Here is a 16,096-nt window from a genome sequence, read left to right as displayed (position 1 = left end):
TGTTCTGGAACTTTGCCCGGCTATTTAGCCGGGCTTTTTCTTTTCTCAATTTCTGCTTTTTACGTTGCTTCCCGTTAAACGATTTCTTTGGAACTAATCTCCTTGAGGTTTATTAGGGTTATTTCTTGAGATTTTTCGGGAAAAGGGCACAATCGCTTTAGTTTCGCATCTTGCGAATAAACGAACTCATACAAATGGATGTTAAAACGCTGGCGCTATGAAAATTATTGTTGATGAAAATATGCCGTACGCTGAAGAGCTATTCAGCCAACTCGGTAACGTAATTCTAAAACCAGGTCGTACACTGACGGCTGATGATTTAGTGGATGTTGATGCCCTAATGATTCGCTCGGTAACTAAAGTGAATGCCGATCTGATCAGCAAAGCAAACAAGCTAAAGTTTGTTGGTACGGCAACAGCAGGTATGGATCATGTTGACCAAGCACTTTTAAAAGAGAAAGGTATATTCTTCACCGCTGCGCCGGGTTGTAACAAAGTGGGTGTGGCGGAGTATGCGTTCAGCGTAATGATGGTGCTCGCTCAGCAACAAGGCTTCTCAGTATTTGACAAGACGGTAGGTATTATTGGTGCAGGCCAAGTAGGTAGCTACCTAGAGAAATGTTTGAAAGGCATGGGGATTAAAGTTCTCATCAATGACCCATTCAAACAAGAGGCTGGTGATCCTCGTAGCTTTACTCCGTTGACAGAACTGATTGAAAGCTCAGACATCATTACACTACATACGCCAATCACCAAAGATGGCCCATATCCAACTCATCATTTAATTGATGAAACGGTTTTAAACTCGCTTCGTGGTGATCAGATTTTGATTAACGCCGCGCGAGGTCCAATCGTTGATAACGAGGCATTGAAGCAACGTCTTTTGAAAAACGACGGTTTTACCGCAGCGCTTGACGTATTTGAATTTGAACCAGAGGTTGATATGGAGCTTCTGCCTCTGCTAGCATTCGCAACCCCTCACGTTGCAGGCTACGGCTTGGAAGGGAAAGCTCGCGGTACGACGATGATTTTCAACAGCTACTGTGAGTTCTTAAATAACGAATTACGTGCGCATGCCAGCGATTTACTGCCAACCGCGCCTGTTCCTACTATGGTATTAGACAGAGCTTGGGATGAAGCAACACTGCATAACATCACGCAGTTAATCTATGATGTGCGTAGAGATGACGCTCTTTTCCGTCGTGAGATCAGTAAGCCAGGTGCTTTTGACCTGATGCGTAAAAACTACTGGGATCGCCGTGAATACAGCGCTGTCACGCTAGTGGGTAACAAAACATGTAACCTTGCTCCATTAGCAGAACTAGGTTTTCAGATTGAGGTAAGTCAATGAGCCAGCAATATAATGTTGCCATTTTAGGTGCGACCGGTGCGGTCGGTGAAACAATTTTAGAAGTGCTTCAAGAACGTAAATTCCCAGTGGGTGACATTCACTTATTGGCAAGTGAGCGTAGCGAAGGCAAGACTTATCGCTTTAATGGCAAAACGGTTCGTGTACAGAACGTTGAAGAGTTTGATTGGTCTCAAGCTCATATTGCGTTGTTCTCTGCTGGTGGTGAGCTATCTGAAAAATGGGCGCCAATCGCGGCAGATGAAGGTGTTATCGTTATCGACAACACTTCACACTTCCGTTACGAGTACGACATTCCTCTTGTTGTGCCAGAAGTAAACCCAGAAGCGATTGCAGAGTTTCGTAACCGTAACATTATTGCTAACCCAAACTGTTCGACCATTCAAATGCTGGTGGCACTAAAACCAATTCACGATGCAGTGGGTATTGAGCGTATTAACGTATCTACATACCAATCCGTATCTGGTGCGGGTAAAGCGGGCATTGACGAACTAGCAGGTCAAACGGCTAAGCTTCTAAACGGTCTGCCTGCGGATAAGAAGCAATTCTCTCAACAGATTGCGTTTAACTGTATTCCGCAAATCGATCAGATGATGGAAAATGGCTACACCAAAGAAGAAATGAAAATGGTGTGGGAAACACAGAAGATCTTTAACGATCCATCAATCACAGTAAACCCAACGTGTGTGCGTGTGCCGGTATTCTATGGTCATGCTGAAGCGCTTCACATTGAGACTCGCTCTCCAATCGATGCACAAGAAGTCGTTAACTTGCTTGAGCAAACTGACGGTATCGAAGTCTTCCACGGTGATGACTTCCCGACACAAGTGCGTGATGCGGGTGGTAAAGATCATGTTATGGTTGGTCGTATCCGCAACGATATCAGCCACCACAGTGGTGTAAACTTGTGGGTTGTGGCGGATAACGTGCGTAAAGGCGCAGCAACTAACGCGGTACAAATCGCTGAAGTCCTGATCCGCGATTACTACTAAGTCACTTACTGTTCATTTCAAAGCCTCGCATTATGCGAGGCTTTTTTGTACGAACGGAACAAAATAGTGTGAGATTAGTACGAATATGGCGAGAGCCACACATTTTTTATTCTCAACGCTATAGTTTTGCATGTGATATCCGATATATTTAACCGATCACCATTTCAAATTGTATTTAGCACAAAACTGAGCCTTCTATGCGTCAAAATTATAAGCGTTTGTTAGCAGCCCTTGTGTTGATGAGCGCGACTCAGACATCATCAGTGGTTCAAGCCGAAGGAATTCGTCTTGTTGGACCGTCTGGTGAAGTGCAATCATCTCCGAGCTATGCTGAAGATATTGAGCGAGCATTACCTGCTCCTCCTGCAAATACTCAGCCGTCACGTTTCTTTGGTCCGACTGGTGAAAATCAAACACTATGGTCGATCGCTTCAGAATTACGACCTTCACGCGGTGTTACCGTTCAACAAACGCTTCTTGCCATTTATCGAATTAACCCTCAAGCGTTTGAGAACCAAAACATTCATGAGTTGATCCCAGGGAGTCGACTACGAGTACCGTCTCTAGAGCAAGTGCAAAGCGCGACTACAGAGCAAGCTGTTGCGATTATGAAGGCGCACGAGGCTAAGTTAAAACAGCCGAAGCCGACAAATAGAGCCACGCCAGCGCAACGCGTCACCGAGCAACCAAAGCCACAAATAAAAGTAGAACCCAAGCCTGTTGCTCCTAAGCCAGAAACTACTGTAGCTGCGGAACCAAAACCGGTTCAAAAAACAATACCAGTTATTCCTGCGCCACCTGTGAACACCTCTCCGCAGGGTGAAAAGCAGGTCAGTGCGTTAAAAGACAAACTTCAAGGCTCACAAAGTGAATTAGAGTCATTGGAAGAGAAGAACCATCGTCTTCGCTTAATGTTGTCAGAAGTGCAAAGCGAAGTTGAAACCTTGAAAAATGAGCTGAATGACGAAGAACGCATTCGCTCGGAAGTCGAGAAACTGCTTGCTGAAGAGCGCCAGCGCCTTGCTGAGCAACAACGCATGCAGCCAAGTACGATTGACAAGATTTTGTCTAATGGTTGGCTTGTCGGCTTAGCGGCGCTTATTCCAGGTGCATTGCTGGCACTGTTGGTTGTGATGTTGCTTGGTCGCCGTTCTAAAAACAAAGAGGAAGAGCCTGCTGAGCAATCGCCGCAGGAAACCGATCCATTAGCTGCGCCAATTGGTTTAGCGGCGACGGACGAGCTGGATGAAGAACTCACACTTGATGATGAGTTGTTCGCAGATGAAGATATAAATACTCAGGCTACACAAGAAGAGAAGCCAGACTTAGAAGAAGACGTCTTTGCCAACCTTGACGATGAAGAACTTGATTTCAATCTAGAAGGGGACGATGACCCATTTGCGGGTATCGGTGATGACGGCGACCTGGATGTTGGTCTGGATGAGTTTGAGTCATCAAACAATGGTATCCAAGTTAACGGCGAAGAAAAAGCGCTTGGTTTAGAAGAGATGGAGCGAGCCTTAGATGAGGTTGCTCCAGAACTAGAAGTGCTCGATGACGATGAGGCTGGCTTCGATCTTTCAGATGATACGAACGAGAAAGCAGACTCGCTTTCAGACGACGCGTTTGCGGAACTACTTGCAGCAGATGAGCCGTCAGAAGAGTTACCAAGTGACACTGTCGATCAGGATATGCTTGATGACTTGTTTGCGGAACTTGGCAATGACGACTTCGACCTAGATACCGATGAACCTGAACTAAAACAGCCCGTATCGGATGATGATTTCAGCGCAGGAGAGGCATCTGATGACGATATCGATAAGCTATTAGCTCAATACGAGCAGCCTGTTACTGAGCCGACAGAAGTTGAAGGTGACGCCAGCGAAGACGCCGTTCTAGATGAAAACAGTACGGACTTACTCGATGAACTGATCGATTTTGACGAAGATGAAACAGACGACGAGTTTGACCCACTGAATGAGCTAGAAGCACTCTCTGGTTTTGAAGGTGATGACTCGATTGAAGAGTTAGATGCAGATAGCACAGATTTACTGGATGAACTCATTGATGACGTCACACCAGAACTTGATGAAGAGACAGGAACTGAGACTGAGTTAGACCCGTTTGATGATCTGATTCGAGAGGACGAAAGCCCTGCACAGACTAAATCGGAAGAGGAAGAGTTACTCGCTTCTCTTGGTTTTGGCGAACCAGACGGCGACGAAAAACCATCTTCAATAGCCGAGTCAGAGCTCGATCATGAAGAGCCGGGAATTGAGCCTGGTTTGGACATCGACGCTTTATTAAGTGACAGTCAACCAGATCCGCAACAAACAGCGCCAGAGCAACCATTAACCGAGCCAGAAACTGATTCAGAGCCATTTAGCAGCGATGAGTTTCTGGGTGATTTAGAGGACCTCTCACCAGAGAACGATCCTTTAATGAGCGAGCTAGACGACTTGTTTGAGTCAGACAGTGAAGAGCTTCAGCCTACAGAGCAAGAAAAAGCGGACTTTTCTGCTGAACTGGATGCACTATTTGATACTGAAGGTGATTTAGCGCAACAACAAGTTGAAGAGCCGCAAGCTGAGATAGAGGAATCTTCGCCACAACAAGAAGAGGCTGCCAATTCTAAGTCAACGCAAGATGCATCAGTAGAGCCTGATGCTAAAGTGCCGCCTCAAGTTGAGACAGTAGAAGACGCTCCAGCGTTCACTCCGACACCAAATACAGTAGAAAATGAATTTGGTGTTCCACAAGAAGAAGATTGGCTACTGGATGAGCCTGAACTAGAAAGTGAAACTCAACCAGAACAAGAACAAAACTCGGGTAACAAAAGTGAGCCAGAAAGTTCAGAACTAGCATCAGAAACTGATTCGGCCACCAATGCCGAAGAAGAGTTCGATTTTGATGAACTTGATCTACCAGAGTTCAGTGAAGAAGACGCACTGGCGTCCATGGCCGACGAACCTGCGTTTGATGAACCAGAGCCTGTCGAACCTGAGCGCTCTGAAACTGAGTCGGCTACTGAAGCAGAAGAAGATGAACTCAATTTTGATGAACTCGATCTACCAGAGTTCAGCGAAGAAGATGCATTGGCGTCTATGGTCGACGAACCTGCGTTTGATGACCCAGAGTCTGTCGAGCCTGAGCGCTCTGAAGTTGAGTCGGCGACTGAAGCAGAAGAAGAACTCAATTTTGATGAACTCGAACTACCAGAGTTCAGTGAAGAAGATGCACTGGCATCCATGGCGGACGAACCTGCGTTTGATGACCCAGAGTCTATCGAGCCTGAGCGCTCTGAAGCTGATTCGGCCACTGAAGCAGAAGAAGAGTTCGATTTCGATGAACTCGAACTGCCAGAGTTTAGTGAAGAGGATGCATTGGCGTCCATGGCAGGCGAACCTACGTTAGATGAACCAGAATCTATCGAGCCTGAGCGCTCTGAAGCTGAGTCGGCGACTGAAGCAGAAGAAGAGTTCGATTTTGATGAACTCGAACTGCCAGAATTCAGTGAAGAAGATGCATTGGCGTCTATGGAAGAAGAGCCAGAATTACCGAGTTCTGAAATCGCAGATATAGAACCAATCTCCGGTGAGGATGAAGAGCTAAGTTTTGACGACCAAGACCTTCCTGAGTTTAATGAGGAAGATGTTCTCGCATCAATGAATGAGAGTGCGCCAGAGACTCCTAATGTTGAAACTGAGACATCGAGACCAACTCTTCAAGCCGATAACGATCATGATGCTTTGTTTGAAGTCTTTGCGCAGCAAAACGGTTTTGATACTGAACCAGAAGTGCAGCCAACGGCGACAGAGGGTGAGCCGCTAAGTGACTTAGATGATGAATCTTCAATGGCTAACCTTCTTGCTGAAGACGCAAGTTCAGAGGTGTTTGAAGGTCAGTTAGACAGTGATACCATCGCAAGCGCAGGTATGGATTTTGAAACCATGCTTGATGTTGGAGATGATTGGGATGGCTTTAAACCCGCTGCCGATAGCGTAAGTTCTACGGAAGATGTGCCTGAGGACCAGCGTGATGTTTGGAATTCGAGTGACGCACTAAGTCAGCCAGAGATCGCGCAAGAAAACTGGGCAGAGCAAAGCGACTTGGATGACTTTGACCCGAAGAAAAATCAATTTATGACGATTGATGAATTGATGGCTCAGGTCGATAAAGAAGGTGGTGAGTTCGAAGAGGAAGATCTGAAGCTTGATGTCGGATTGAACGAGTTTCCAGATGTTATCGGTGAGATTGGCGATGTTGACGTAGATAGCAACGCTGAAGCTGCTGGAAAACTGGACCTTGCTAAAATCTATCTCGAGATGAACGATTCTCAAGGGGCGATAAAGCTACTAGAAGAGGCGATTGTTTACGGTGAAGATGATATTCGCCGCGAAGCAAAGAGCCTGATTGATGCCATTAATGGCCGATAAATCGAAAAGGGTAGCGTTGGCTACCCTTTTTGTGTCTCGCTAGTATGATGCTACCTCTACGTCATCCTTGTTGAAACTGGCAACTTGAGGTGACTTGAGTATATACTTCCCGCCCCATTTTAGAGTTCGAAGGTTAAGATGAGAATCGCATTAGGTATCGAGTACAACGGTACAAACTACTTTGGTTGGCAGCGCCAAAGAGAAGTGAAAAGTGTCCAAGAAGAGCTAGAGAAAGCATTGTCCGTTATTGCTAATCACCCAGTTGAAGTGCAGTGTGCTGGTCGGACAGACGCTGGCGTGCATGGCACAGGACAAGTTGTGCACTTTGATACCAACGTTACTCGAAAAATGGTAGCTTGGACCATGGGCGCAAACGCGAACATGCCGAGTGATATAGCGGTTCGTTGGGCTAAGGAAGTCCCAGATGATTTCCATGCACGATTCTCAGCGACAGCGCGCCGTTATCGTTACATTATTTTCAATCATGCTTTACGACCTGGCATCTTAAACTCTGGTGTGAGCCACTATCATGGTGAGCTCGACGAGAAAAAAATGCATGAGGCAGGGCAGTATCTGCTTGGTGAAAATGATTTTACGTCGTTTCGTGCGGCGCATTGTCAGTCTCGTAGCCCATTTCGAAACTTGATGCATCTGAACGTTACGCGCCATGGGAACTATGTGGTTATTGATATTAAAGCCAATGCGTTCGTGCATCATATGGTTCGTAACATCACGGGTAGCTTGATAAAGGTTGGACGTGGTGAAGAGAGTCCTGAATGGATCAAATGGTTGCTAGAGGCTAAAGATCGCAAACTAGCGGGTGCGACAGCGAAAGCGGAAGGTCTGTACCTGGTAGATGTAGACTATCCAGAAGAATTTGGGTTACCTGAAGTGCCGATCGGTCCACTGTTTTTGCCAGATAATTTGAACTAATTTTACAAACTTATTTCAAAATATCGGTAGTGTTTACATTGAATGTGAGCGGAAAACATACGCTATTTATGATATCAAAAATAGGTACAACCAGTTTTTTATCTACAGTAGCTGCAAGATATGGTTTAATCCGTCGGTATTATGTCGAATTTATATCTTTCGCAATGAAGCGGAAGAGTTGAGAGAAAAGGTCTTCCATGAGTTGGCTTGAAAAGATTTTAGAGAAAAGCAACCTAGTAAGTTCACGCAAAGCTTCTATCCCAGAAGGTGTGTGGACTAAATGTACCTCTTGTGAACAGGTTTTATACCATGCTGAACTAGAGCGTAACCTAGAAGTTTGTCCAAAGTGTAACCATCACATGCGCATGAAAGCGCGTCGTCGTTTGGAAACGTTTTTAGATGAAGGCAATCGAGTTGAATTAGGTACCGAACTTGAGCCACAGGATAAACTGAAATTTAAAGATTCTAAGCGATACAAAGAGCGTATCTCTGCAGCACAAAAAAACAGCGGAGAGAAAGATGCGCTAGTTGTGATGCAAGGTGAACTGCTTGGTCTACCCCTTGTGGCGTGTGCGTTTGAATTCTCCTTTATGGGTGGTTCAATGGGTTCAGTTGTTGGTGCTCGCTTCGTAAAAGCGGTGGATGCAGCAATTGAAAACAATTGTGCACTTGTTTGTTTCTCAGCAAGTGGTGGCGCTCGTATGCAAGAGGCATTGATGTCTCTTATGCAAATGGCAAAAACCAGTGCTGCGCTTGAGCGTCTATCAGAAAAAGGTCTGCCGTTTATTTCGGTTCTAACTGACCCTACAATGGGTGGTGTATCAGCAAGTTTGGCTATGTTGGGTGATATCAACATCGGTGAACCTAAGGCGCTGATTGGCTTTGCTGGTCGTCGTGTTATCGAGCAAACAGTACGTGAAGATCTTCCTGAAGGTTTCCAGCGTAGTGAGTTCCTGCTTGATCACGGTGCGATTGATATGATCGTTGACCGTCGTGAAATGCGTCAGCGTGTGGGTGGTCTAATCGCTAAGATGACTAACCACAAGTCTCCTTTGGTGGTTTCGGTTAACGAATCTCCAAATGAAGAACCATATTCTGTACCAGAAGCGGACGAAAAAGGGTAAAGTATCAACTAACATAAAAACCAAAGAATTTAATGGTTAAAGTTAGATGACCCAAAACCCAATTCCTCAAGCCACATCTTCATTAGAGATGTGGCTTGATTATTTAGCAAATATTCATTCCTCAGCAATTGATCTAGGCTTAGACCGTGTCCAAGCGGTAGCAAACAAAGCCAATCTTACCAAACCAGCTCCAACCGTAATCACCGTTGCCGGCACCAATGGCAAAGGCTCAACGTGTGCGTTAATGGAAGCCATTTTACTCGATGCTGGCTATTCAGTCGGTGTTTACAGCTCTCCGCACCTGATTCGTTACAACGAGCGTGTACGCATTAATGGCGTCGACGTTGTAGATGCAAAGCACTGTGAAGCATTCGACTATGTAGAAAAGCAGCGTGGTGATATCAGCCTTAGCCTCTTTGAATTCGGTACGCTTGCAGCGCTACGTATTTTCCAAGTAGAGAAAGTTGACGTTGTGCTGCTTGAAGTAGGACTTGGCGGCCGTCTAGATGCCACCAACGTTGTTGACCATGATGTTTCTGTTATTACGAGCTTAGCGATCGACCATGTGGATTGGCTTGGTGATGACATCAATGTCATTGGTTTTGAAAAGGCAGGCATTTACCGTTCAGGGAAGCCAGCAATTTGTGGTCAACCAACGCCACCGGCGACCGTGGCGGCTCATGCTGACGATATTGGCTCAGAGTTCTTCCAAGTTGGTATTCAGTATGATTACCAACTAACTAATAATGGTTGGAAGTGGAGCAGTGGTGCATTTACGTTAGAGGATTTACCTGTTCCATCGTTACCGCTACAAAATGCGGCAACAGCATTGATGGCGTTAGGAGCATCGGAATTGCAAATCACTGACATAAACATTGTCAATGGCTTGAATAATGCTCGCCTGGCAGGGCGCATGCAGATATTGCATCTCGAGCCAGAGATAATCCTTGATGTCGCGCACAACCCGCACTCTGCTGAGTATTTGGTAGAGAAAGTGAAGCACCAATATTTGGGTAAGAATATCCATATTGTGGTCGCGATGCTGCATGACAAAGACATTAAAGCAACCATTGAAGCGCTAACTCCAATTGCAACACAATGGTATCCAGCGTCGCTAACCGGACCGAGAGCGGCGACTGCTAGAGAGTTGTGCCAATACTTACCTGATGGGCAAGTTCATTTTGAAAACCCTGTTGACGCCTTTGAGAATGCAAGAAGCCACGCAAAGCAAGAAGACGTCATTCTGGTGGTTGGTTCATTCCATACTGTCGGAGAGGTATTGGAACATTGGCAATCAAAGAATAAATAAGCAAAGGTATTTTGATGGCAAGTAAATTCCAAAGTCGTTTAGTCGGCACCATCATTCTAGTCGCAGTCGGAGTGATTGTTCTTCCCGATGTGCTAGATGGTAAGAAACTGCACTACAAAGAAGAATTTGCCAGTATTCCTATCAAACCTGAACTTGATAGTGATGTGGAAAACTTCGAAATATTAGAGCCAGTGGAAGACGACATAGCGTTACCGGACTCTCCAGTTGAAGCGGTGGTGCAGGAACAAGAGGACGCCCAAGTAGCTGCTTCTGAGCCCGACCCAACGCCGACGCCTAAACCAGAGGCCATCAAACAGCCAGAGCAAGTTGAGGTGGCCACTCGTCCTGTGCAAGAAAAAAATCAATATGAAGATTCTGCTTGGATCATTCAGTTGATGGCGCTTAAGAATCACGAAAATGCGGTCGCGCTTGTCGCTGATTTGCAAAAGCGTGGCTATCAAGCTCATACAAAGAAAGAAAACGAGTTTACGAGAGTGATTGTTGGTCCTGATGTGTCAAAAAGTAAACTTGAACGACAAGTCAAGGAATTACAAAAAATTACAGGCTCAAAAGGTCAATTGCTTAAATTTAAGCCATTAAATCCATAAGAAAACGTTTGCGTCAGCATTTTTTCTGTTAAAATGCGCGCCAACTTAAGATGAAGAAAACATGAATTGGATAGATTTTATCATTTTAGGTGTGATCGGATTTTCAGCTCTGATCAGTTTAGTTCGCGGTTTTGCTAAAGAAGCTTTGTCTTTGGTGATTTGGTTTGGAGCGTTTTTTATCTCCAGCAACTACTACGCCAAATTGGCGGTGTACTTCACCAACATCGAAGATGACATGTTTCGTAACGGAGCGGCGATTGCGGCTTTATTTGTCGCGACCTTGGTAGTTGGTGCAGTGGTGAATTACGTCATTGGTCAACTGGTACAAAAAACAGGGCTATCAGGTACGGACCGAATTCTTGGGATTGTATTTGGTGGTCTACGCGGAGTCTTAATTGTTTCTGCGGTGCTGTTTTTTATGGATGCGTTTACTGCATTCCCAAGCTCGGATTGGTGGAAAGATTCACAGTTGATCCCTGAGTTCAGCCGTATCATCGCCCCATTCTTCGAGCATTTACAAGCAACATCAAGTTTTCTGTCTGGCACTATCTAGTAGTGCCAGCTACTGTCGCAAATCGAGGATTAGGACATGTGTGGTATTGTTGGAATCGTGGGCACAACGCCTGTAAACCAGTCTATTTATGACGCGTTAACGGTGTTACAGCATCGTGGCCAAGATGCCGCTGGTATTTGTACCATAGAAAGCAATCGTTTTCGTCTGCGCAAGGCGAACGGTTTAGTCAAGGATGTATTTGAAGCAAGACATATGCAGCGCCTGCAAGGCGAGGTCGGAATTGGTCATGTTCGTTACCCAACAGCAGGCAGTTCAAGCGCTTCAGAAGCTCAACCTTTCTACGTAAACTCTCCTTTCGGTATTACACTTGCCCACAATGGCAACTTGACCAACGCTAACGAAGTTCGTCAAAAGCTGTTTGAAAAAGATCGCCGTCATATCAATACCACTTCAGACTCCGAAGTATTACTAAATGTACTCGCACACGAAATTGACTCAGTAAAAGGAAATGTCACGACAGAAGACGTATTCCGCGCAGTCACCAATGTGCATCGCACAATTCGTGGTGCTTACGCTGTGACTGCCATGATCATTGGTCATGGTATGATTGCGTTTCGTGACCCACACGGTATTCGCCCTCTATGTTTAGGTAAGCGTGAAGTTAATGGCAGAGCGGAGTACATGGTTGCGTCTGAATCGGTAGCATTGGATGCCGTCGGTTTTGATTTTGTTCGTGATGTTGCACCTGGTGAGGCGATCTACGCAACGTTTGACGGTGAACTGTACACGAAGCAGTGTGCAGACAATCCTAAGCTGAACCCTTGTATTTTTGAGTTCGTGTATTTTGCTCGTCCAGACTCGTTCATCGATAAAATTTCGGTATACAGTGCTCGCGTTGAAATGGGTAAAAAGTTAGGCGAACGTATTCGTGAAGACTACGCAAATCTTGATATTGATGTCGTTATTCCTATCCCTGAAACATCGTGCGACATCGCACTTCAAATCGCTCAAGCGATCGATATCCCTTACCGCCAAGGCTTCGTGAAAAACCGTTACGTGGGGCGTACGTTTATCATGCCTGGTCAGCAACAACGTAAGAAATCTGTACGTCGCAAGTTGAATGCAATTCGTTCGGAGTTCAAAGATAAGAATGTGTTGCTGGTGGATGACTCTATCGTTCGTGGTACTACGTCAGAACAAATCATCGAAATGGCACGTGATTCTGGTGCGAAGAAAGTGTACATGGTATCAGCAGCACCAGAAGTTCGATTCCCGAACGTGTACGGCATTGATATGCCAAGTGCTACCGAGCTTATTGCTCATGGCCGTGACAACGATACAATTTGTAAGCAGATTGGTGCTGATGCATTGATTTATCAACGTCTAGAAGACTTGGTTGAGGCAGTCGGTCTTGGAAACCAAGATATTACTCAGTTCGATACATCCGTGTTTAACGGCGAATACGTAACGGGTGATATTGACCAACAATACCTAGACTTCTTAGATGGTCTTCGTAACGATGATGCGAAAACACAACTTGAAATCCAACAGGATTTAGCAAACCTAGAGCTGCATAACGAAGGCGCATAATAGGCGTTTTCTTGAGGCGTAAAAAAACCAGAGCTCCGGCTCTGGTTTTTTGTATTCGCTATCGAATTAGTGAATGTTGTAAGCGATCACAAAGTCGATAAAGAGACGAACTTTCTCTGGCAGGTGATCTTTGTGGTTGTAAAGCATATAAATGTCGCGCGGGTTTGCACTCCAATCTGGCAGTATGCGTACCAAATCGCCGCTTTCGATGTATTCTTTGATCATGACATCTGGCATTAGCGTGATGCCTAAACCTTCGGAACAAGCACTGCGTACTACATTTAGTGCATTCGCCTGAAAGCGACCACGATCAACGTTTACGACAGACTCGCCTTTGCTATTAATTAAGGTCCACTTGATAAGAGGGTAGCCTTTTAGCAATGAATGGTTAGAGAGCTCTTCTGCGTGGTTTGGTGCCGGATTCGAGGCAAGGTAGTCAGGACTTGCGACAAGAATATCCTTCACTTCGCCAATCTTGCGTGCGATCAGGCTAGAATCACGTTGGGGCCCCACTCGAAAAATGACATCCCATTCAGTAGGGTCAAGCTTGTCTGCATTATTTTCTGTCGTTAGTTCGATATTGATGTCCGGATACTGCTTCATAAAGCTGTTGAACATCGGCATCATCATGCGCTTAGTTAAGTTATAAGGCGCCGATATCTTAATCTTGCCTGATGCTCCTCGGCAGTCGTCAGTGATTTCCTCTGCTGCCGTGGTTAGCCTTTGTAGCAAAGGGGAGCACTCATGGTAAAAACGTTCCCCGGCTTCTGTAAGCGAGAGTTTGCGAGCGTGACGGTTCAATAGTCGAAGATTGACAGAGTCTTCTAGCGCTTGAATGCGTCGGGTGATGGTCGCAACCGGGATCATGGTTTTTCGCGAAGTTGCGGTGTAGCTCCCATTTTCGACAACCAGTCGAAACAGGTTTAAGTCATCTAATTTCATATTTCCAGACACATTAAATTACCGATTACGGCTAATTTATAATTAACTTTGTGATCAAAGCTTGCTTTAAGTCAACATGTTGCATCATTTGAACACAGCAACCCTGTTTGAGTAAATACTGTTATACCCCGTAATATTTGTATAAACGCCGTTTTCAAGCTACGTTTTATAACAAGGTGGAACGGCCTCAAGTCTTGCTGCGCAACGTTTCGCCGGATGTAAACACAACAAAAATAATGACTTAATAATAAATCTGTTTTTTGACTTAGCTTTGTGAGGTGTAAAGGTATGTTTAAGACTCACAGTCAAACGGCAATGGTCTCGGCACAGGAAGTGGTTAATCAAAAACTAATTATGTTGGTGGATGATGATCCAATATTTCGTAAAGTAACCAATGCTTATTTAGAAAGTCAGGGTTTTAAAGTAGTAGAAGCTGAAAACGGCCTAGAGGCGCTTCAACAACTCAGGGAATGCCAACCCGATCTTATCTTGTGTGATTTATCGATGCCGGTATTAGATGGCATTGAATTCGTCGAAGAAGTCAGTCTTGAATATCCATACTTGCCGCTTATCGTGGTATCCGGCACGGATGAAATGTCCGATGTCGCGAAAGCGTTGCGATTTGGTATTAAAGATTTTCTTCCTAAACCGATAGGTAATTATGAGCACCTATCTCAGGCGATAGACAATACGCTCGAAGATACCGATAGCCATTTCTCAGAACAGCGAGACTTTTCAAGTCAGTGGTTCCGAGTCGATGACGGTGGCGAAATCCCAGATGAGCAAGAGCTTCACTGGCATCTAGAGTATTTGCAGCAGAACCCGAGTGCTGCAAGAGATTTACTGCATGCTCTATTGCCAGAGAAAGATGCTTCTCAAGGTGATTGGCGCTGCTCATACCGTTTATTGCAATCGACGGACGTTATGCCACTGGTGTTCGATTATCGTTGGTTAATGAATGGGCAATTTGCGTTCTATCTCGTTGACTCTGCTTCCCAGAGTAATGATGGTGTCGCGACGACATTGCTTGTTAGGGCTTTGTTTGACGATTACCTGCGTAATTTGAAGAGTTTCAGTGCTGATCTGAAGGATATGGTAGGGATCATTGAAAAAGGAATCGAGTGTTCAGAGTGCGCTGGTGCGGTTAATGCTGTATTTGGTGTCGCTGATCTGGCTTCGTCCTCCGTTTCTATCCTGCCTGCGGGTTTAGATAGCCATTGGTCTGACGGAAATACTAATCAACATATCGCGGCAGGTAACTGTTTAGGGGCAGGAAGTATGAAAAACTTCATAACCCGAGATTTACCGCTAGGTGTTGCTGGTCAGCTATCCATTGGTTGTTTAGGTTCTTCAAGTTTTAGCTTAAATATTGCCCGGAAATCACGACTGGTATAATTCTGACTTCATAACACAATAAGCAGCGTCTTGGCGCTGCTTATTGTCTTTTTAGAACCACAAAAAACAACAAATGCTCGAACAATAACCTTACTTTTTGCTGGTGTTTAGATTTGGCTGTTTAAGGTATAGTCAACGCCTAAAACAATAATGACCCATTTGTGCAACGATAATTTAACGCTGTGCCATGGGAGAAGCAAAGTCAACTAGTGAGAAGATACATCATGGCAGACAAAGATTTTAAAGAGCCTTATAATATTTTTTACTTTTTAGGTTTCATTGCAGTACTTTTAATTCCAACACTACCTGCAACGCTAACCTGGCTTCGTGTAATGAATGGTTACGCAGGCTTTTAATCTAGCTATTTTGTACCGGAGTTCACCATTCGTATTAAGCGTTACTTTTTCAATACCGTTGGTGGACTCTGTATTGTGCTCGGCATTGCCGGCATAGCCCTTCCGCTTTTACCCACCACTCCTTTCATTCTACTTGCTAGTGCATGTTTTATGCGTGGTAGCCCCGCATTTCATCATTGGCTACATAACCACAAAACGTTTGGACCGATTCTCGATAACTGGCATAAGCACCGGGCTGTTACTTCAAAAGTAAAACAGCGTGGCGTCATTTTTATTGCACTTAGTTTCATGGTTTCAATCGTTGTTGTTCCCCTTGTTTGGGTGAAAATTGGTCTTTTAGTGATGCTAATCGTTTTACTCGGCTGGTTTATGCGTCTGCCTGTGATTGAGTTGGTTGCTGACAGAGAAGAAAATCACTAAGATTGTAGAGAATAGTGTGCCCGCTCTTCGAGTGGGCGTTTGTATTTTCAGCGCCTGTGACTCTTACGAAAATAAGCACATAGTGGTGAAAACCTATTGTTCGTTGCC

General features: G+C 45.1%; 13 protein-coding genes. 12 read left to right on the top strand and 1 reads right to left on the bottom strand.

From position 1 onward, the window contains the following. Nucleotides 1–217 precede the first annotated feature (217 nt). The 9 genes from B7360_RS05190 (at nt 218) to purF (ending at nt 12,875) form a co-directional block, all read left to right on the top strand. Nucleotides 218–1,351, top strand: coding sequence for a 4-phosphoerythronate dehydrogenase (locus B7360_RS05190; protein ID WP_085342870.1), 1,134 nt, complete (start codon nt 218–220; stop codon nt 1,349–1,351). Next, nucleotides 1,348–2,361: an aspartate-semialdehyde dehydrogenase gene (locus B7360_RS05185; RefSeq protein ID WP_005397941.1), complete on the top strand. Its 1,014-nt coding sequence runs from the start codon at nt 1,348–1,350 to the stop codon at nt 2,359–2,361. Before B7360_RS05190 ends, B7360_RS05185 begins: the two co-directional genes overlap by 4 nt. A gap of 197 nt (nt 2,362–2,558) precedes the next feature. Next, nucleotides 2,559–6,797 carry a FimV/HubP family polar landmark protein gene (locus B7360_RS05180; protein WP_085342869.1) on the top strand — a complete coding sequence of 1,413 codons (4,239 nt, stop codon included), beginning with the start codon at nt 2,559–2,561 and terminating at the stop codon, nt 6,795–6,797. Nucleotides 6,798–6,935: 138 nt separating this feature from the next. Next, nucleotides 6,936–7,730, top strand: a complete 795-nt coding sequence (gene truA / locus B7360_RS05175) for a tRNA pseudouridine(38-40) synthase TruA (RefSeq protein WP_005397196.1) — start codon at nt 6,936–6,938, stop codon at nt 7,728–7,730. Nucleotides 7,731–7,927: 197 nt separating this feature from the next. Next, complete coding sequence (accD, locus tag B7360_RS05165; protein WP_005397203.1) at nt 7,928–8,854, top strand: acetyl-CoA carboxylase, carboxyltransferase subunit beta; 927 nt, start codon at nt 7,928–7,930, stop codon at nt 8,852–8,854. Nucleotides 8,855–8,900: 46 nt separating this feature from the next. Next, complete coding sequence (folC, locus tag B7360_RS05160) at nt 8,901–10,163, top strand: bifunctional tetrahydrofolate synthase/dihydrofolate synthase (protein WP_085342868.1); 1,263 nt, start codon at nt 8,901–8,903, stop codon at nt 10,161–10,163. A gap of 14 nt (nt 10,164–10,177) precedes the next feature. Beyond that, nucleotides 10,178–10,771: an SPOR domain-containing protein gene (locus tag B7360_RS05155; RefSeq protein ID WP_085342867.1), complete on the top strand. Its 594-nt coding sequence runs from the start codon at nt 10,178–10,180 to the stop codon at nt 10,769–10,771. A 61-nt stretch (nt 10,772–10,832) separates the two neighbouring features. After that, a complete protein-coding gene (locus B7360_RS05150) occupies nt 10,833–11,324 on the top strand; it encodes a CvpA family protein (protein ID WP_005380590.1) in 492 nt (163 codons plus the stop codon). 36 nt (nt 11,325–11,360) lie between these two features. Continuing rightward, nucleotides 11,361–12,875 (top strand): amidophosphoribosyltransferase, encoded by a 1,515-nt coding sequence (purF, locus tag B7360_RS05145; RefSeq protein ID WP_005397209.1) that lies wholly within the window; start codon nt 11,361–11,363, stop codon nt 12,873–12,875. Between the two features lie 66 nt (nt 12,876–12,941). On the opposite strand, the gene B7360_RS05140 is transcribed toward purF, so the two are convergent. Further along, the gene (locus B7360_RS05140) at nt 12,942–13,817 is read right to left on the bottom strand and encodes a LysR family transcriptional regulator (protein ID WP_005397211.1); all 876 of its coding nucleotides are present in this window, start codon (nt 13,815–13,817) and stop codon (nt 12,942–12,944) included. Nucleotides 13,818–14,105: 288 nt separating this feature from the next. Here B7360_RS05140 and B7360_RS05135 point away from each other — a divergent pair, with 288 nt between their 5' ends. The 3 genes from B7360_RS05135 to B7360_RS05130 all read left to right on the top strand — a co-directional run bounded on the left by B7360_RS05135 (nt 14,106) and on the right by B7360_RS05130 (nt 15,988). Beyond that, nucleotides 14,106–15,212, top strand: a complete 1,107-nt coding sequence (locus B7360_RS05135) for a response regulator (protein ID WP_005397213.1) — start codon at nt 14,106–14,108, stop codon at nt 15,210–15,212. 224 nt (nt 15,213–15,436) lie between these two features. Next, entirely contained in the window at nt 15,437–15,568 is a 132-nt protein-coding gene (locus tag B7360_RS25325) for a hypothetical protein (protein WP_005380608.1), read from the top strand. A 33-nt stretch (nt 15,569–15,601) separates the two neighbouring features. After that, nucleotides 15,602–15,988 carry a YbaN family protein gene (locus B7360_RS05130; protein ID WP_371343603.1) on the top strand — a complete coding sequence of 129 codons (387 nt, stop codon included), beginning with the start codon at nt 15,602–15,604 and terminating at the stop codon, nt 15,986–15,988. Nucleotides 15,989–16,096: the final 108 nt, after the last annotated feature.

Source organism: Vibrio sp. ArtGut-C1 (assembly GCF_002105475.1).
GTDB lineage: Bacteria > Pseudomonadota > Gammaproteobacteria > Enterobacterales > Vibrionaceae > Vibrio > Vibrio diabolicus.
This window is presented reverse-complemented; position numbering and strand designations above follow the sequence as displayed.